Genomic DNA, 16,398 nt, shown 5'->3' on the forward strand with positions numbered 1-16,398 from the left:
CTCGGACGACCGGGAGAGGAGCGCGCTGTGACCGACCAACGACTGGAGGGCCCCGGCGAGAGCGGGCACCCCGTACCGCGGGACCTGCCGGACCAGCAGGTCCAGCCGGGGGAGGACCCCTGGGACGTCGCCCCCGGCGTGACGGGCGGCGCCGAGGGGGCGGAGGACGGGTCGGGGGACGAGAAGGGGGCCGCCTCCGGCCTCCCCGACACCGACGAGGCGGGCACGGGCCCGAAGGGGGAGCGGAACGAGGGCACCGTCCACCCGGAGCACCCGGGCGCGGACGAGTCCACCGCCTGAACGGCCCCGTACGCGCGGGGGCCCGGCGCACCGGTACGTGCGCCGGGCCCCCGCGCGTACGGGGAAGGCGTCACGCGAACGCGTCCACCCCGGTCAGTTCCGCCGACAGGGCCCACAGGCGCGCGGCCGAGGCGGGGTCGACCGCGTAGGGCCGGACGCCGGACGGCGCCCCGGGCCCGGCGGCGATCGGGGCGATGTCGCAGTCCTCGCAGTACACGCCGCCCAGGCCCGCCAGCTTCGGGCTGGTGGCCGCCCAGACCTGGGTCGCTGCGCCCTGCTCGGGCGTCTTGAAGCCGGCCGGGTTCAGCGGGGTGCCGTCCTCGCCGATCCAGCCGAGCCCGACCATCTCCTCCCTGGGCAGGTGGCGCTGGAGGGGGGTGAGGATGCCGCCGGGGTGCAGCGTGAACGCCCGGACGCCGGAGTCCCGCCCGAGGGCGTCGAGGTGGACGGCGAACAGCGAGTTCGCCGTCTTCGCCTGCCCGTACGCCCCCCACTTGTCGTAGCCGGTCCGCCAGTGCGGGTCGTCCCAGCGGATGTCCGACCGGCGGTGGCCGAGGGAGGACACCGAGACGACCCGGGCGCCGCCGTCCGCCGCCAGGGCGGGCCAGAGCCGGTTGGCGAGCGCGAAGTGGCCCAGGTGGCCGGTGGCGAACTGGGCCTCCCAGCCCGGGCCGACCCGGGTCTCCGGGCAGGCCATGATCGCCGCGCTGCCGATCAGGATGTCGACGGACCGGCCCGAGGCGAGGAAGCGCTCGGCGAAGGCGCGGACGCTGTCCAGGTCGCCGAGGTCGAGTTCGTCCACCTCCACCCCGTCGAGCCCGGCGAGGGCCTCCTCGGCGACCTCGGGGCGCCGGGCGGGGACGACGACGCGCGCGCCCGCCTTCGCGAGCGCGCGCGTGGTCTCCAGGCCGAGGCCGGAGTAGCCGCCCGTGACGACGGCGAGCCGCCCCGTCAGGTCGATGCCGTCGAGCACGTCGTCCGCGGTGCTGCCGAAGCCGAATCCGGAGCCGATGCCTTGCTGTGCGGTGGTCATGCGGTGACGCTACGGATGGGAGCGCCCTCGAAGTCAAGCGGCGCGGCCGTGCGCCGGGACCGTGCGATGCTGCCGGACGCCGGGCGCGCCCCGGGCGGAAGCGGGCCCCAGGACAGGGAAAGGCCCCGACCGGACGGGGGAATCTCGGTCGGGGCCGTCTGTGGGTGGCCGCGGATGGCGGTCGCCTCGCGGCGAAGGGCTCCACAGGGCTTCAGCCGAACGATCGTCCCTGTGGGCGGAAGGTGAGGCCCGGGGACACTGTCCCATCCGCACCCACGGTTGGTTCAACGAGAAACAAGTGGTGACTGTTCCGCGTCCCGCCCTGTAGAGAGGTGATCTGCGTCACGCGGCTACGGGGCCGTCCGTCCGGTGCCCTTCCGGGCCCCCGTGGCACCCGCCCGGGGCCGCCGGGCGTTCTCAGGCGAGCGCGGCGAACGGGCTGTCGCCCAGCGACGCGAGCAGGTGCGCCGGGTCGTCGTAGACCGCGCGGGCCCCGGCCTCCTCCAGGTCGGCGCGCGGGATGCCGCCGCTCAGCACGCCCACGCAGGTCACCCCGGCCCGCGTGCCCGCCCGCATGTCCCACACCGTGTCACCGACGAAGACCGCGCGCTCGGCGGGGACGCCCGCCAGCTCCAGCGCCTGCTGCACCGGCTCCGGCGCGGGCTTGCCCCGCTCCACGTCGTCCGCACTGGCGACGGCCGCGATGACGTCGTCCGCGTCGATGGCGCGGCGCAGCGCCTTCAGCTCCGCGCCGCCCGCCGAGGTGGCCAGGACCACGGTCCAGCCGTCGCCGTGCAGTTTCTTCAGCAGCCGGCCCGCGTCCCGCAGGGCCGGCAGCCGGTCGAAGTAAGTCCCGTAGAGCGTCTTGTGGGCGGCGCTGATCGCGTCGTCCTGGTCCTCGTCCCGGTCCTCGCCCAGCAGGTGGGCGATCAGGTCGTCCGAGCCCAGGCCCACGGCCCGGTGGACGGCGTGCATCGGGACGTCGTGCCCGGCCTGCCGGAACGCCTCCCACCACGTCGTCACGTGCAGATGGTTGGTGTCGGCGAGGGTCCCGTCGACGTCGAACACGGCGGCCCGTCCCATGTGCTGTCCCTCTCGTCTCGTCGCGCCGGCGCGCCATCGTCGCCGTTCCCTCCTCCCAGTACCGCGTTACGGGCCGCGCACGCCGGACGGGACCTCGCGGTGCCGTGTCCAGGCCGTCAGCGCGTCCGCGGACCAGGTCGTCACCACCCGTTCGGCGGGCACCCCGCACTCCTCGGCCCGCGCGCAGCCGTACTGCTGCCAGTCGAGCTGCCCGGGCGCGTGCGCGTCGGTGTCCACGGCGAACAGCGTGCCCGCCGCCACCGCCCGGCGCAGCAGCCGGCGGGGCGGGTCGAGCCGTGCGGGCAGGCTGTTGATCTCCACCGCGGTGCCGGACTCCGCACACGCGGCGAAGACCTCGTCGGCGTCGAACTCCGACTCCGGCCGGCCGCGCCCGGTCACCAGCCGCCCGGTGCAGTGCCCCAGGACGTCGGCCAGCGGGTTCGTCACGGCCGCGACCATGCGCCGGGTCATCGCCTCCCGGTCCATGCGCAGCTTGGAGTGCACGGACACCACGACCACGTCCAGCCGGGCGAGCAGCTCCGGGTCCTGGTCGAGCGACCCGTCGTCCAGGACGTCGCACTCGATGCCGGTGAGCAGCCGGAACGGCGCCCAGCTCCGGTTCAGCCCCGCCACGACGTCCAGCTGCTCGCGCAGCCGCCCGGCGGACAGGCCGCGCGCCACCGTCAGCCGCGGCGAGTGGTCGGTGAGGACGGCCCACTCGTGCCCCAGGGCGGCCGCCGCCCGGCCCATCGCCTCGACGGGGCTGCCGCCGTCCGACCAGTCCGAGTGGACGTGGCAGTCGCCGCGCATCAGGGACAGCAGCCGCTCGCCGCCCTCGGCCAGCGGCCGGGCCGCCTCGCCCTCCAGCCTCTCCAGGTAGCCGGGCACCCGCCCGGCCAGCGCCTCGTCCACCACCTCGGCCGTGCGCGGGCCGATGCCCCTCAGCTCCCGGAGCGAGCCGTCCGCCGCGCGTCGCCGCACCTCGTCCCCGCCGAGGCCCGCGAGGACGCCCGAGGCCGTGCGGAACGCCCGTACGCGGTAGGTGGGGGCCTGGGCGCGCTCCAGCAGGAAGGCGATGCGGTCCAGGGCCTCGACGGGGTCCATGGGCCCAGCGTCGCGCAGCATCGGCCGGTGCGCACGACGGCGCGGCGGCCGCCTCCGTGCGACCCTGAAGGTGCGGCCCGCGCCCGGGCACCGCGTACGGCGCCGGGGCGCGCACCGCGGCCGAACGGACCGTCCGCGGCCCCCGCCGACCGGGCGGACCGGACGGACGTCCGCGAGGTCTGCCGACGGAACACACGTGGGACCGGTGGGATCATGACCGAAATCTCAAGCCCCTGCATCACGATGCCGCGGATCGTCGTGGGGCCCGTCCAGCCCGACCGCCCGCCGTTCCGGGTCGTGGAGATCGACGGCGAGGTCGTCGGCGCGGCGCAGGACCTGGCCGACGTCCTCGTGGCGGCCGCGCACCGCGGCGTCGTGATCCACGACGCCGACGACCCGGCCGAGGTCTGCTGGGTGGGCGGCGACAAGCTGACCTGGCGACGGCGGTAGCCCGGCCCGAAGAGGAGCACCGGCCCCGGACCGGTACGGAAAGGCCCGGCCGGGATGTCCCCGGCCGGGCGCGCGGTCCCGTCGCCTCAGCCGACCGTCCACTTCTGGTTGGCCGTCCCCGCGCAGGTCCAGATCTGCAGCCGGGTGCCGTTGGCGGAGTTGTTGTCCTTCACGTCCAGGCACTTGTCCGCCTGGGGGTTGACGATGTCGCGGGCGGCGGTGACCACCCACTTCTGGGCGGCGGTGCCGTTGCAGGTCCAGAGCTGGACGGGCGTGCCGTCCGCCGTGCCGCCGCCGGCGACGTCGAGGCACTTGCCGAGGGCGCGGATCGTGCCGTCGGAGCCGACGGTCCACTTCTGGGCGTCGTTGCCGTTGCAGTCGTGGAGCTGGATCGGCGTGCCGTCGGCGGTGTTCGCGTTGGCCACGTCCACGCACTTGTTCGCCAGGCCCCTGATCGTCGTGCCGGTGCCGCCCGAGCCGTCGCTCGTGGTGACCTTCACCTCGTCGACCACGAGCTGGGCGGGGAAGGGGGTGGAGCCGTCGGGGTCGCCGGGCCAGTAGCCGCCGATGGCGAGGTTGAGGATGAGGAAGAACGGTTTGTTGAACACCCACTGGCTGCCGTTGAGGTCGGCCGGGGTGCGGGTCTGGTAGACGGTGCCGTCCACGGACCAGGTGATCCGGTCCGGTGCCCAGTCGACGGCGAAGGTGTGGAAGGCGTCGGCGAAGGCCTGGCCGCCGGGGAGGGTGTAGCCGGCGCCTATGCCGCCGGAGCCGGAGTAGCCGGGGCCGTGGAGGGTGCCGTGCACGGTGGCGGGCTCGAAGCCGACGTTCTCCATGACGTCGATCTCGCCGGAGTCGGGCCAGCCGACCTGGCCCAGGTCCTGGCCCAGCATCCAGAAGGCGGGCCAGACGCCCTGGCCGCGCGGGATCTTCATGCGGGCCTCGACCCGCCCGTACTGGGCGGTGAACTTCCCGGAGGTGTTCAGGCGGGCCGAGGTGTACTCGCACCGGCCGTACCAGCACTGGTAGTTGCCCGGGTTCTCGCGGCGGGCCTCGATCACCAGGTGGCCCTGGCCGTCGAGCCTGGCGTTGTTCGTGCCGGAGGTGTAGTACTGCCGCTCGTGGTTGTTGACGTTGTCTCCGGTCTCCAGCTGCCACTTGCCGCTGTCGACGGCGGCGCCGGCGGGGCCGTCGAAGGTGTCGGAGAACGTCACCGCCGCCACGGCCCCGGGCCCGGCCTCTCGGGCCTGGGCGGGGGCCACGGCGGCTATCGCGACCAGGGTGGCGGACAGGGCGGCGAAGAGGCATCTGCGGAGCAGGCGCGGGGAGTCCACGACTCTCCCTTCCGTGGGGGCGCCCCAGGGAGGAGGGGCGGGCCTACTGAGGTGGGGGGTGCATGCTTCGCCTGATGATTTAAGAAGTGAATAAAGGGAGTGTCAAGACCTTGGTACGTACCTGCGTCTCAGGTCTTCCGCAGCCGCCCGCGGGGTTTGCGCGCACGCCCGCGCCGGTGCACGGCGTGGTTGAGGCGGCGGCCCAGCAGCAGGTAACCGATCAGCGCGCCCGTGGTGTTCAGGATGACGTCGTCGATGTCGAAGGCGCGCCCGGTGATCAGCGCACCCTGCACCAGCTCCACCAGCAGCATGACCACGGCGGTCAGGAACACCACCCGCAGCAGCCCGCCCACCTTCGGCACGAGCACGGGCAGCAGCACCCCGAACGGCACGCCGAGCAACAGGTTGCCGCCGACCTGCTTGACGGCGTCGCGCAGCTCCGGCTGGTTCAGATAGGCCTGCAGGGAGTCGCCCGGCCGCAGGTTGCTGTGCGTCAGCGACTCGGAGGCCGGGGACGGCTCCAGGGTCAGCTTGGCCAGCGCGGCGCCGAAGGCCACCATGGCCGCGAAGGCGACCAGCATCACCAGCAGGCGGACGAACAGGGGGAGCGGCCGCCGTTCGGACTCGGCGGCGGACTTGCGGCCCTTCCTCCCGGCCGCCGGCCTCTTGGCGCCCTCGGGCTCCTTCTCCGGCGGCGCGGCCTCCTTCGGGCGGTCCGCCCCCGCGGAGCGCGGACGCCATCCGCCGCGCGTGAGGAACGAGCGAGCACTGACTGCGGTACGGGCCATCGCGCCCTCCTGGTCTCAACCGGCCTCCGACGACAGGCGGTTACCCGCGAACCGGGTGAGGATGCCGTTGCGTCGGCGACGCGAAAGCGCTGCGCGGGCGCCCTCCGTCCCCGCGCGGCCGCGCGCTTCTCCGCCCACCCGGCCGCGTGGCTCCGGCCGCGTACGTCCCGGCGTGCCGCGACCGCGCGCCCCGGAGCGCTCCGGCCGTGCGGTCCGGGGTCCCGGCGGCCGCCCGGCACCGGGCTCCGGACCGCGCGGGGCGCACGGATGCGGACGGGGCGCGTCACCGGCCGCCCTCCGGTTCCCGCCGGCGGCGCCGCAGCACACGGGCGGACGGCGCGCGCCGCCACCGCCGCGCCGGACCGCGGCCGGGACCGCGCCCGGCCCCGTCCCGGCGCTGCCCGGCGTCCCGGTCGGCCGAGGGGGCGTCGACACCGGGATCCGGGGCAAGAAGGAAGGTCATGAACACTTCCTCACCTGCACAGACACTGGCTTCGGCCGGCTCCAACTCCCTGTTGTTCATCGTGGTGGGCGTCGTGGTCGTCGCCGTGCTGCTCGGCGCCTTCGTCTGGGGCCGGCGCAGGACGGCGCACCAGCCGTCGCCGTCGCGGGTCTCCCAGCCGCGCTCCGACTCCTGGGACACCCCCGGCGACGACGGCACGGGGCGGAACACCTGACGCGCGACGGTCAGGAACCGTACGTCACCCGGACCTCCTTGAAGCCCAGGGAGCGCAGCAGACCCTCCAGCATGCTCGTGGTGTTCTCCTCGGCGCGCTTCGTCAGCTCGCTCTCCTGGGCCGCCTCCCCGATGTGCTTCGCCGCCAGGCGCTGCACCGCCCGCTCGTCGTTGGGGTTGTCCGAGAAGAGGTCGCCCAGCCGGTCCAGCAGGCCGCGCTGCTTGGAGACGGCGTAGGAGCGGTCGGGATCGAGGGCGGGCTCGCCCAGGGCCGCGTGCGGCAGCTCGATCGTGGCCGACGTGCGGTCCTCGTTCACCCGGACGTCGTCCTCGCCGAGGGCGCCCATGTCGACGTACGCGTCGACCGTGCCCGCGCCCACGTACAGGGTGCGGGTGCCGCGGATCGCGTCCGGCAGGTACTTGGCGTCCTTCTCCAGGTCCACCACGACCTGGAAGTTGCCGGAGGCGGCCTCGTAGCGGCTGATGTCCTGGATCGACTTCAGCAGCGCGGGCCCCGACCGGTCGTGGGTCTCCTCGCCGAACAGGTCGCCGAGCCCGGGCAGGACGGCCAGCCGCAGCCCGGCGAACAGCACCGCGAGCACCAGCACCAGGGCGCCCACCAGCTTGGCCCAGCCCGGTACGCGTTTCAGGGACGTCGTCATGTCGACAGTCCTCCTTTCACCCAAGCATCTGCCCGTCAATTCCCTTGTCAGGCCGGGCGGTCGAGCGCAGAGCGCCGGTGCCGGACGCGCCGGTGCGCCGGTGACGGGGAGTCGCCCCGCGCTCCGCGCCGCCGTGGACAGGCGGTGCGAACGGCAGTACCGAATAGAGCAGTGCAGTACGGCCGTACCGGGCGGGCGCACGGCCGTCCGGCGCGCAGGCCCGGCGCCACCCACGGGAGCAGGAGGGCTCGCAGTGACCAAGGCGAAGTTCGAGCGCACCAAGCCGCACGTCAACATCGGCACCATCGGCCACATCGACCACGGCAAGACGACCCTCACGGCCGCCATCACCAAGGTGTTGCACGAGAAGTTCCCCGACCTGAACCCCTACACGCCGTTCGAGCAGATCGACAAGGCGCCCGAGGAGCGTCAGCGGGGCATCACCATCTCCATCGCCCACGTCGAGTACCAGACGGAGAACCGGCACTACGCGCACGTCGACTGTCCCGGGCACGCGGACTACATCAAGAACATGATCACGGGGGCGGCGCAGATGGACGGGGCGATCCTGGTGGTCGCCGCCACCGACGGCCCCATGCCGCAGACCAAGGAGCACGTCCTGCTCGCCCGCCAGGTCGGCGTCCCCTACATCGTCGTCGCGCTGAACAAGACGGACATGGTCGACGACGAGGAGATCCTCGAACTGGTGGAGCTGGAGGTGCGGGAGCTGCTGACCGAGTACGAGTTCCCGGGCGACGAGGTGCCGGTGGTGCGGGTGTCCGCGCTCAAGGCGCTGGAGGGCGACGAGCGGTGGACCGCCTCCGTCCTCGAACTCCTCGCCGCGGTCGACGCGTTCGTGCCCGAGCCCGTCCGGGACGTCGACCGGCCGTTCCTCATGCCCATCGAGGACGTCTTCACCATCACGGGCCGCGGCACCGTCGTCACCGGCCGGATCGAGCGCGGCGTGCTGAAGGTCAACAGCGAGGTGGAGATCATCGGCATCCACGCGCAGAAGCAGCGCACGACGGTCACCGGCGTCGAGATGTTCCGCAAGCTCCTGGACGAGGGGCGGGCGGGGGAGAACGTCGGGCTGCTGCTGCGGGGGGTCAAGCGCGAGGAGGTCGAGCGCGGCCAGGTCGTGATCAAACCCGGTTCGGTGACGCCGCACACCGACTTCGAGGCCCGCGCGTACATCCTGTCCAAGGACGAGGGCGGGCGGCACACGCCGTTCTTCGACAACTACCGTCCCCAGTTCTACTTCCGCACCACCGACGTGACCGGGGTGGTCACGCTGCCCAAGGGCACCGAGATGGTCATGCCGGGCGACAACACCACCATGCACGTCCAGCTGATCCAGCCCGTGGCGATGGAGGAGGGGCTGAAGTTCGCGATCCGCGAGGGCGGCCGGACGGTCGGCGCCGGTCAGGTGACCCGCATCCTGAAGTGACGGCTCCGCGGGTCACGGGGCCCGGGTCGGGACGGGGTGCGGACGTCCGGGTGCGGACGGGTCACGGGGTCCGGGCGCGGTCACAGCGGCTCGGTGGTGGCCTCCGGGTGGCTGAAGGCCTCGTCCAGCGACGACAGCGGCGGCAGTTCCGCGGCGAGCCCCGTGACCTGCAGGACGCGCAGGGTCAGCCGGTGGGTGCAGACCAGGTGCACCCGGCCGCCCTGGGCGAGGGTCCGGCGCCGGATCCGGTGGAGCAGCCGCAGTCCCGAACAGTCCAGGAACTCTATGTTCCGCAGGTCGATGACGATCTGCGGGGCGGGCCGCCCGGTCGCGGCGTCGAGGAGGGGCGACGTCTCCAGCGCCGCCAGAATGTCGATCTCGCCGTGGAACTCCAGAACGGTGTACTCGTTGTGCTGATGAATGCGCAGATGCGGCGTGCGGACCGCGGGATCGTTGCGCACGACGACATCACCTCCAACCGGCGACGGCTCCCGCTCCGCCGGGGAACGGGGAACGGCATCGAAGGTCACCGGGGGCCGGGGTGACGACGTTCCGTGAGCGTAAAGGCGGCACCCGGGGGCTTGAGGCGGTGAAACCGTTCCTCACCCGTCAAGTTACCCTCGATGGGCTGAATTTGAGCACGTTCGGTTGACATATGTCTCCGATTCACTCGCCATGTTCCGCAAGGGGGGATTCGGGCATCGTGCGGTGCGCCGGGGGAGGGGGCCGGACGGGGGGCGACCGGTGCGACGCCGACCGTGCCCCGGGGCCGATTCGTCGAACAGATCGTCGAACGAGCGTGCATGATACGTGAGTTGGGGGAGGTGCGACGTCCGGGCGGGCCGTGCCGCCGTCCCCCGTGACGCGTACCGGACGCTCGGCACCGGGCTCGGTCCGGCTGGTTCGAGCCATGCGCCGGCCGGTCGGCCGTCCGGCCCGCCCCCGCCCTCCGGCGCCGCGGGGCCGCCCGTTCACGAAGGCGCATCAATGGTCAGCGCCCGCGCGGCCCCCGCGAAGCGTCCTCACGGTGAGTCACGGCCGGGCCTGTGGTCGCCGTGCGCGCTGCGGCCCGGCGTGCGACGGACGGCCCGCACCAGGCGTGTCACCGCGCCGCGCCGGACGCACGCAACTCGTCCGGAACCCGTCCGCCGCCGGAACGCCGCGGGGGAGCGGCGGCGGGCCCCGCGTCCCCGCGGCCCCTCGCGGGCATCCACCGCGATCCCCGGGGGCCCCGGCCCGCGGCCCTTCGCGGTAGAGCGCGCCGGGCCCGCCCGCGGTGGGCCGGCGGTGGGCCGGCGGTGGGCCGGCAGGTCTCGTGCCGACGGCTCCGTGCCCACCGTCCCCGTGCCGGTCGCTCCGTGCCCACGGCCTCCGTGCCGGCTTCACGTATCGGCGGCTCCGCGGGCCGCCAGGTGCCGGCGGCTTCCGCGCGGGCCGGTTCCCGTGTCGGCGGCTCCCGCGCTGACCGCCGCGTGCCGCCGGCGGTGTCCGCCTCGGCCGTTCACCGCACCCGGTGCAGGGTGGCCGGCGGCCGCCAGACCCGGGGGCGATCTCCTCCGGGGTGCCCTCGACCGAGCCGTGCAGCCAGTCGCCGAGCACGCCGGTGAAGGTCGCGGCGACGGCGGAGGCGACGAGCGCGGCCTCGGGCGCGTCGGCGCGCTCCCGTTCGGCCCGGCTGCGCGCCCGCAGGTCCTGGTGGAGGACGCGGCCAGGGGACCCGCCCCGCCGGGGCCGAGCGGCGCCCGGTGCAGCCCGGCGTGCGGGGGGAGCGCCGCGAAGAACGCGAGCACCGCGGGCGGGGTCGTCTCCGGGTCGGGCGTGCCGCGCCGGGCGTGCAGGGCGTCCACGGCGTCCCGGACGACGTCCGCGCAGGCGTCGACCGCCAGCGCCTCCAGGTTGGCGCAGTGCAGGTAGAACGTGGCGCGGCCGACCCCGGCCCGGCGGGCGAGGGCGGCCACGCCCACCTGGGCGAGCGGGCGTTCGGCGCACTTGGCGAGCAGCGCCTCGCGCAGCCTGGCCCGGGTGCGGCCGGTGCGGGGGCCGGGGCTCATCGCGCGGCGAGGACGACGGCGAGGGCGAGCGCGCCCGGCAGCGCCTGGGCGAGCAGGATGCGCCGGTCGGCGGTGGCGGCGCCGTACGCCCCCGCGATCACGACGCAGACGAGGAAGAAGACCTGGGCGCGGAATCCCGTCGGGTCGCCGGCGGCGAGGCCCCGCACGAGGCCGGCCGCCAGGAAGCCGTTGTAGAGCCCCTGGTTCCCGGCCAGGGGGCGGTGACCCGTGCCGTGCCGGCGTCGAAGCAGTGCAGCCGCCGGCCCGGCGCCCGTTCCCAGAGGAACGTCTCCAGCACCAGGAAGTACGCGTGCAGGGCGGCGACCAGTCCGACGAGCACGTTCGCGAGGATCTGCATGGGGTGGCCTTCTCGTCTCCAGGGGGGCCCAGGGGCTCCTGGGCGGGTGCCCGACGTACATGGACAGGTGTCCAGGAAGTTTTTGGAAACGGTCAAGTGGTGCTGGTGGAACGCCCGTTCGAGCCCGGAAGGCGTGGGGATCATGCCCGTTTCTGATTGTTCTCGGCCAGATCCGGGGTGACGGTGCGACATGGTGCGGTCGTGGCCAGGGTGCGGAGGCGTGGCGGCGCGGGCGCAGACGGGGTGATGAGTACCGGGATGTCGCGATTTGATCGCGCCTGGTCAGGGGCTGTCCGAAGCGTGGTGATCAGCTGTGAGCAGGTTGATCCTTTCGGTGTCTTTCCCGATAAGGTTCCTTGCGGTGCCGCGAGTTGAGGTGTTCGGAATCCGCCGTCGCCCGGTGTGTGCCCGGACCCGCTGCGAGGTGGGTCACCTCTCCCCGATCCGATCCTGTTGCGTCGAAGGATTCAGATGGAACTTGCCACTCCGCCGCTGGCGGTGCGGGCACCGGTCGCCTGGTACGGCTGGTGGCTGCTGCCGCTCGCGCTGGCCGCCGGAACCGCCGTCGCCGCGGTCCTGGGCCCCGACGGGATCCGCGTACCAGCCGCCGCGGCCGGAGTGGTGGTGACCGGGGTGAGCGCCGCCTGCGTGCGCCGCCTGGTCGGCTCCCGGCGCGAACTGCTCCGCGTCACCGCCGAGTCGGCGGCGGAGCGGGCCGAAAGCGCTCAGCAGCGGCAGCGGTACGCCGCCGACCGCGCGGACTTCGAGACCCGGCTGGCCGAGCAGGCCCGCACGTACGAGGAGCGGCTCGCCGGACAGGCCGAGGCGCACGGGAAGCGGCTGGCCGAACAGGCCGGCGCCCACGACGAGAAGCTCGCCGAGCAGGCCAGGACCTACGAGGCGCGGCTCGCCGAGGAGACGCGGGCCTGGCGGGAGCGGCTCGACGGGCAGCAGGCCCTTGCGGTGCGGGTCGGCACCGAGTACCTGCCCCAGGCGCTGGCCCGGCTGCGGGCCGGCGACGCGATCGACGACGTCCTGCCGGCCGTCACCCGGGACACGGACGGCACGCCCGAGTTCCGCGCCGCCCTGCGCAAGGTGCTCAGGACCGCGCTCATCGGCGTCGAGCACGAGTTCAACCGCAGCACCTCCGCCGAGCAGGCCGTCATCAGCATCGGCAACCGCATCCACGTACTGACCAGCAAGCTCCGCGGACGGCTGCACGAGATGCAGTTCGAGCACGGGCGGCTGCCGTCGGTGGCGCGGGGCCTGATGGAGCTGGACCAGGAGATCGGCCCCGCCGACTGCCTCGCCGCGAGCATCGGCGTCCTCGGCGGCTCCGACCGGCCCGGCCGCCAGTGGCAGGAGCCGCAGCGCCTGCTCAGCGTCGTGCGTGGCGGCATCGGCCGCATCAAGGACTTCGATCGCGTCGAGATCCGCCAGCTGCCCGAACTCGGCGTCGACGGCGGCCTGGTGGACCACCTCACGCTGATCTTCGCCCACCTCCTCGACAACGCGGCGCGCTACTCGCCGCCCACCGAGCCCGTGCTCGTCTCGGGCAAGGAGGTGCCGAACGGGGTCGGCGTCGAGATCCAGGACTCCGGCAAGGGTCTGAGCGAGGAGCGCAAGCAGGAGGCCGTACGGTCCCTCGCGGGCGAGGAGCCCGGCCCCGGCCTCGGCGGCGTCTCGGAGGACGCGCGGCTCGGCCTGCGCGTGGTGGGCGCCCTGGCCCGCCGGTACGGTATCCGCGTCACCTTCTCCGACTCGCCCTGGCTCGGCACGTCGGTGGTCGTGGTGGTGCCGCACAAGTACTTCACCCCGCTGGCCGCGGCCGCCCCGGCCCCGGCTCCCGCCGCCCTCACCGCCACGGCGACGGGCACGCGAGGACGTACGGGCGCGGAGGCTGCCCCGGCGCCGGGCGCAGCCGGAGCCGCGGCTGCGGGCGCCCCCGACGGGGAGGCGGCGGACACCACGCCCGGCGGTCTGCCCAGGCGCCGCCGGCGCACCGAGGCGGCGGGGTCCGGGCAGGCTGGGACCGAGGCGGGACGGTCCGGGCAGGCCGGGACCGAGGCGGGACGGTCCGGGCGGGCCGGGGGACAGGACCGGGCCGAGGGCGGCACCGGGGCATCGGCCGACGTGTATGCCGTTCCCCCGGACGCCTCCTTCGCCGGCCTGGCCGCCTTCGCCACAGCGGGCCGTGGGACCACTACGGGCCGCGAGTCCGGCGCGGGCCGTGAGACCGTCGCGGACCGCGGGCCCGCCGCAGGCAGCGGGTCCGGCGCGGACCATGAGACCACCACGGGCAACGGGCCCGCCTCCGAGTCCGAGCCCGTCCCCGACTCCGCGACCGAGGGTGGGACGCCCTCCGCGGACGACACCCCCGAGCAGCACCCCGAGCACCGCACTGAAGAGAGCGACTGGTCCACATGACGCAACAGGGAACCGACGTGAGCTGGGCGCTCCGCGATCTGGTGGAGAGCATCCAGGAGATCCGCTTCGCCCTGGTGGCCTCCAGCGACGGCAAGGCCATCACCTCCTACGGGGCCGACGACCCCGACGACGTGGACCGGTTCGCCGCCGTGGTCGCGGGCCTGCAGGCGCTGGCGCAGCCCGTGGCCGAGCAGTTCCCCAAGTACGCGGGGCAGTTGCGCCTGGCGATGATCGAGGTGGACGGGGGCCATCTCTTCGTCGTCCGGGCCGGGGTCGAGACCTACCTCGGCGTCCTCGCCCGCGAGGGACTCGACCAGGGCCTCCTCGGCCACCAGATGAGGGATCTGGCCCGCAGGATGGGTGAGCTCCTCGGCACCACCCCGCGTGGGGAGGAGCACCCTGGATGAGCGGTCCCCGCCGTCCCACCGACCCGTCCGGTCTCGAGCGGTACTACGTCCTCACCGGGGGACGCAGCGGACCGGGCGGTTCGGCGTCGGGTCTCGACGTGGCGACCCTCATCATCTCGCGTGCCGCGCCCGCCCCGGGCCTGCAGCACGAGCACGAGGAGATCCTGCGGCTCTGCCGCGATCCGCTGTCGGTGGCCGAACTCGGCGCCCTCCTCGGCCTGCCCTTCAACATTCTCGCCGTGCTCCTGTCCGACCTGCTGGACGCGGGCCGCGTCGAGGCCCGTGACCCCCTACCGGCGTCGGCCGCCGGCCGCGGGCCCGACCTCGCGCTCCTTGAGGAGGTACTCAGTGGACTTCAAAGGCTTTGACCACCCCGACCGGCAGCCGGACGGCGGGACCCGCTCGGTGAAGGTGATGATCGCCGGCGGGTTCGGCACCGGCAAGACCACCATGGTCCGCTCCGTCAGCGACATCAGGCCGCTCACCACCGAGGAGACGCTGACCCAGGCCAGCGCCGGCGTCGACCACCTGATCGGGGTGACGGACAAGCAGGAGACCACCGTCAGCCTCGACTTCGGCAAGATCGGCATCAACGACCGGCTGGTGCTCTACCTGTTCGGCACGCCGGGACAGGAGCGGTTCTGGTTCCTGTGGAACGGGCTGTTCAAGGGCGCGCTCGGGGCCGTGGTCCTGGTGGACACCCGGCGCCTGGCCTCCAGCTTCCGGGCCGTCGAGGAGATGGAGCGGCAGAACGTCCCGTTCGTCATCGCCCTCAACGTCTTCCCCGACTCCGAGGAGCACCCCGTCGAGGAGATCCGGGACGCCCTGGACATCCCCGCGCACACGCCCGTCGTGGCCTTCGACGCCCGCGACCGCGCCTCCAGCCGCGACGTGCTGATCGCGCTGATCCAGCACCTCAAGGACCGCACGGCCCCCTCCCTGGAGCTGCGATGACCGGCCGGCCCCCGACCGGAGGCGGCGGCCCGGACGCGCCCGCCGGCTGCCCCGTCGCGCACGGCGGGGCGGACGGGCCCACGCGCCTGTACGGCCTCGCGGCGGCGAGCGACCCGCTCGGCATCTACGCCCGGCTGCGCAAGGAGCACGGGCCCGTGGCCCCGGTCCTGCTGGAGGGCGACGTACCGGCCTGGCTGGTGCTCGGCTACCGCGAGAACCGCCGCGTGCTCGACAACCCCCTGCAGTTCAGCCGGGACTCGCGCATCTGGCGCGACTGGAAGGAGGGCCGCGTCGAGGAGACCTCCCCGCTCATCCAGATGCTCGGCTGGCGCCCCGACTGCGTCTCCCAGGACGGCGAGCCGCACCGCAGGCTGCGCGCCGCGGTCACCGACAACCTGCACGTGGCCTCGGGCCGCGGCATCCGCCGCCACGTCACGCACTTCGCGAACAAGCAGATCGACGCGTTCGCGGACGCGGGCGGCGCCGATCTGGTGGCCCAGTACGCCGAGTACCTGCCGATGCTCGTGCTGACCCGGCTCTTCGGGCTGCCCGAGGGGGAGGGGCGGCGGCTGGCCGAGTCCTGCGCGCAGGTCATCAAGGGCGGCGCGGAGGCCCTGGAGCACAACGAGCGGATCATGGAGATCCTCGGGGAGCTGGCCGAGCGCAAGCGGGAGGAGCCCGGCCCCGACTTCGCCACGGGGCTCCTGGAGCACCACGCCGCGCTCGACGGGGACGAACTCGTCCAGCACCTGCGCCTGGTGCTGATCACCGCGCACACCACCACCAGCAACCTCCTGGCCCGGGTCCTGGAGAAGGTCCTCACCGACACCTCCCGGCTATCCGGCCTGGTCAGCGGGCAGCTGAACATCTCCTCGGTGGTCGAGGAGGTCATGTGGAACACCCCGCCGCTGGCCGTGCTGCCGGGCCGGTTCGCCACCGCCGACCTCGAGCTGGGCGGGCACCGCGTCCGCGAGGGCGACCTGCTGGTGCTGGGGCTGGCGGCGGGCAACCTCGACCCGGAGATACGCCCGGACGTGGGCGTCTCGGTGCACGGCAACCAGTCGCACCTGGCGTTCAGCGGCGGCCCGCACGAGTGCCCGGGCCAGAACATCGGCCAGGCCATCATCGAGACGGCCGTCGACGTGCTGCTGCACCGACTGCCGGGGCTGCGCCTGGCCGTGGAGCCCGAGGAGCTGACCTCGACGGCGTCCACCTGGGAGAGCCGGCTCGACCGGCTCCCGGTCGAGTTCGCCGCCTGAGCCGCCTCAGCCGCTCAAGCCGCCTGAGCTGCCTGGCGGCTCATGGGGCGCGGAGGAGGCACAGG

General features: G+C 74.0%; 16 protein-coding genes and 2 pseudogenes. 9 read left to right on the forward strand and 9 right to left on the reverse strand.

The window, feature by feature from the left end:
* Positions 1 to 27: 27 nt before the first annotated feature.
* Complete coding sequence (locus IE271_RS22935) at positions 28 to 300, forward strand: hypothetical protein (RefSeq protein WP_190192289.1); 273 nt, start codon at positions 28 to 30, stop codon at positions 298 to 300.
* 70 nt (positions 301 to 370) lie between these two features.
* Here the strand turns inward: IE271_RS22935 and IE271_RS22940 are convergent, their stop codons facing one another.
* From IE271_RS22940 to IE271_RS22950, 3 genes are all read right to left on the reverse strand, one after another.
* Positions 371 to 1,333, reverse strand: coding sequence for an SDR family NAD(P)-dependent oxidoreductase (locus tag IE271_RS22940; RefSeq protein ID WP_190192290.1), 963 nt, complete (start codon positions 1,331 to 1,333; stop codon positions 371 to 373).
* Between the two features lie 417 nt (positions 1,334 to 1,750).
* Positions 1,751 to 2,416: an HAD family hydrolase gene (locus tag IE271_RS22945; protein WP_190192291.1), complete on the reverse strand. Its 666-nt coding sequence runs from the start codon at positions 2,414 to 2,416 to the stop codon at positions 1,751 to 1,753.
* Positions 2,417 to 2,482: 66 nt separating this feature from the next.
* On the reverse strand, positions 2,483 to 3,520 hold the full coding sequence (locus IE271_RS22950; protein ID WP_190192292.1) for a PHP domain-containing protein: 1,038 nt from the start codon (positions 3,518 to 3,520) through the stop codon (positions 2,483 to 2,485).
* Positions 3,521 to 3,733: 213 nt separating this feature from the next.
* On the opposite strand from IE271_RS22950, the gene IE271_RS22955 reads away from it, so the two are divergent.
* A complete protein-coding gene (locus IE271_RS22955; RefSeq protein WP_190192293.1) occupies positions 3,734 to 3,970 on the forward strand; it encodes a hypothetical protein in 237 nt (78 codons plus the stop codon).
* Between the two features lie 86 nt (positions 3,971 to 4,056).
* On the opposite strand, the gene IE271_RS22960 is transcribed toward IE271_RS22955, so the two are convergent.
* Together IE271_RS22960 and IE271_RS22965 are read right to left on the reverse strand one after the other, a co-directional pair.
* Positions 4,057 to 5,304, reverse strand: a complete 1,248-nt coding sequence (locus tag IE271_RS22960; RefSeq protein ID WP_190192294.1) for a glycoside hydrolase family 16 protein — start codon at positions 5,302 to 5,304, stop codon at positions 4,057 to 4,059.
* A gap of 128 nt (positions 5,305 to 5,432) precedes the next feature.
* Positions 5,433 to 6,092: a VanZ family protein gene (locus tag IE271_RS22965; protein WP_190192295.1), complete on the reverse strand. Its 660-nt coding sequence runs from the start codon at positions 6,090 to 6,092 to the stop codon at positions 5,433 to 5,435.
* A gap of 461 nt (positions 6,093 to 6,553) precedes the next feature.
* Here IE271_RS22965 and IE271_RS22970 point away from each other — a divergent pair, with 461 nt between their 5' ends.
* Positions 6,554 to 6,769, forward strand: coding sequence for a DUF6479 family protein (locus tag IE271_RS22970; protein WP_190192296.1), 216 nt, complete (start codon positions 6,554 to 6,556; stop codon positions 6,767 to 6,769).
* Between the two features lie 10 nt (positions 6,770 to 6,779).
* On the opposite strand, the gene IE271_RS22975 is transcribed toward IE271_RS22970, so the two are convergent.
* On the reverse strand, positions 6,780 to 7,430 hold the full coding sequence (locus IE271_RS22975; RefSeq protein WP_190192297.1) for a DUF4230 domain-containing protein: 651 nt from the start codon (positions 7,428 to 7,430) through the stop codon (positions 6,780 to 6,782).
* A 253-nt stretch (positions 7,431 to 7,683) separates the two neighbouring features.
* Between IE271_RS22975 and tuf the strand changes: the two genes are divergently transcribed.
* Positions 7,684 to 8,877, forward strand: coding sequence for an elongation factor Tu (gene tuf, locus IE271_RS22980; RefSeq protein ID WP_190192298.1), 1,194 nt, complete (start codon positions 7,684 to 7,686; stop codon positions 8,875 to 8,877).
* Positions 8,878 to 8,957: 80 nt separating this feature from the next.
* Here the strand turns inward: tuf and IE271_RS22985 are convergent, their stop codons facing one another.
* From IE271_RS22985 to IE271_RS22995, 3 genes and pseudogenes are all read right to left on the reverse strand, one after another.
* Positions 8,958 to 9,338: an anti-sigma factor antagonist gene (locus IE271_RS22985; protein ID WP_190192299.1), complete on the reverse strand. Its 381-nt coding sequence runs from the start codon at positions 9,336 to 9,338 to the stop codon at positions 8,958 to 8,960.
* Between the two features lie 1,040 nt (positions 9,339 to 10,378).
* A pseudogene (locus IE271_RS22990) lies at positions 10,379 to 10,928 on the reverse strand (TetR/AcrR family transcriptional regulator).
* Positions 10,925 to 11,286, reverse strand: a pseudogene (locus tag IE271_RS22995) (DUF1304 domain-containing protein). The pseudogenes IE271_RS22990 and IE271_RS22995 overlap by 4 nt, the downstream one beginning before the upstream one ends.
* Positions 11,287 to 11,757: 471 nt before the next feature.
* On the opposite strand from IE271_RS22995, the gene IE271_RS23000 reads away from it, so the two are divergent.
* Genes IE271_RS23000 through IE271_RS23020 form a run of 5 tightly spaced genes read left to right on the forward strand, consistent with a single transcriptional unit; the run spans position 11,758 to position 16,333 of the window.
* On the forward strand, positions 11,758 to 13,713 hold the full coding sequence (locus tag IE271_RS23000; protein WP_190192300.1) for an ATP-binding protein: 1,956 nt from the start codon (positions 11,758 to 11,760) through the stop codon (positions 13,711 to 13,713).
* Positions 13,710 to 14,120 (forward strand): roadblock/LC7 domain-containing protein, encoded by a 411-nt coding sequence (locus tag IE271_RS23005; RefSeq protein ID WP_190192301.1) that lies wholly within the window; start codon positions 13,710 to 13,712, stop codon positions 14,118 to 14,120. The genes IE271_RS23000 and IE271_RS23005 overlap by 4 nt, the downstream gene beginning before the upstream one ends.
* Positions 14,117 to 14,488 carry a DUF742 domain-containing protein gene (locus IE271_RS23010; RefSeq protein ID WP_190192302.1) on the forward strand — a complete coding sequence of 124 codons (372 nt, stop codon included), beginning with the start codon at positions 14,117 to 14,119 and terminating at the stop codon, positions 14,486 to 14,488. Before IE271_RS23005 ends, IE271_RS23010 begins: the two co-directional genes overlap by 4 nt.
* Entirely contained in the window at positions 14,469 to 15,074 is a 606-nt protein-coding gene (locus tag IE271_RS23015) for a GTP-binding protein (protein ID WP_229919498.1), read from the forward strand. The genes IE271_RS23010 and IE271_RS23015 overlap by 20 nt, the downstream gene beginning before the upstream one ends.
* Positions 15,071 to 16,333 (forward strand): cytochrome P450, encoded by a 1,263-nt coding sequence (locus IE271_RS23020; RefSeq protein ID WP_190192303.1) that lies wholly within the window; start codon positions 15,071 to 15,073, stop codon positions 16,331 to 16,333. Before IE271_RS23015 ends, IE271_RS23020 begins: the two co-directional genes overlap by 4 nt.
* Positions 16,334 to 16,398 lie beyond the last annotated feature (65 nt).

It is taken from the genome of Streptomyces minutiscleroticus (assembly GCF_014650875.1).
Taxonomy (GTDB): domain Bacteria; phylum Actinomycetota; class Actinomycetes; order Streptomycetales; family Streptomycetaceae; genus Streptomyces; species Streptomyces minutiscleroticus.

What these genes read in the sequence shown, in the direction of transcription:
- IE271_RS22940 (WP_190192290.1), bottom strand. Translation starts at nt 1,333, where the DNA reads ATGACCACCGCACAGCAAGGCATCGGCTCCGGATTCGGCTTCGGCAGC.
- IE271_RS22945 (WP_190192291.1), bottom strand. Translation starts at nt 2,416, where the DNA reads ATGGGACGGGCCGCCGTGTTCGACGTCGACGGGACCCTCGCCGACACC.
- IE271_RS22950 (WP_190192292.1), bottom strand. Translation starts at nt 3,520, where the DNA reads ATGGACCCCGTCGAGGCCCTGGACCGCATCGCCTTCCTGCTGGAGCGC.
- IE271_RS22955 (WP_190192293.1), top strand. Translation starts at nt 3,734, where the DNA reads ATGACCGAAATCTCAAGCCCCTGCATCACGATGCCGCGGATCGTCGTG.
- IE271_RS22965 (WP_190192295.1), bottom strand. Translation starts at nt 6,092, where the DNA reads ATGGCCCGTACCGCAGTCAGTGCTCGCTCGTTCCTCACGCGCGGCGGA.
- IE271_RS22970 (WP_190192296.1), top strand. Translation starts at nt 6,554, where the DNA reads ATGAACACTTCCTCACCTGCACAGACACTGGCTTCGGCCGGCTCCAAC.
- IE271_RS22975 (WP_190192297.1), bottom strand. Translation starts at nt 7,430, where the DNA reads ATGACGACGTCCCTGAAACGCGTACCGGGCTGGGCCAAGCTGGTGGGC.
- IE271_RS23000 (WP_190192300.1), top strand. Translation starts at nt 11,758, where the DNA reads ATGGAACTTGCCACTCCGCCGCTGGCGGTGCGGGCACCGGTCGCCTGG.
- IE271_RS23005 (WP_190192301.1), top strand. Translation starts at nt 13,710, where the DNA reads ATGACGCAACAGGGAACCGACGTGAGCTGGGCGCTCCGCGATCTGGTG.
- IE271_RS23010 (WP_190192302.1), top strand. Translation starts at nt 14,117, where the DNA reads ATGAGCGGTCCCCGCCGTCCCACCGACCCGTCCGGTCTCGAGCGGTAC.
- IE271_RS23020 (WP_190192303.1), top strand. Translation starts at nt 15,071, where the DNA reads ATGACCGGCCGGCCCCCGACCGGAGGCGGCGGCCCGGACGCGCCCGCC.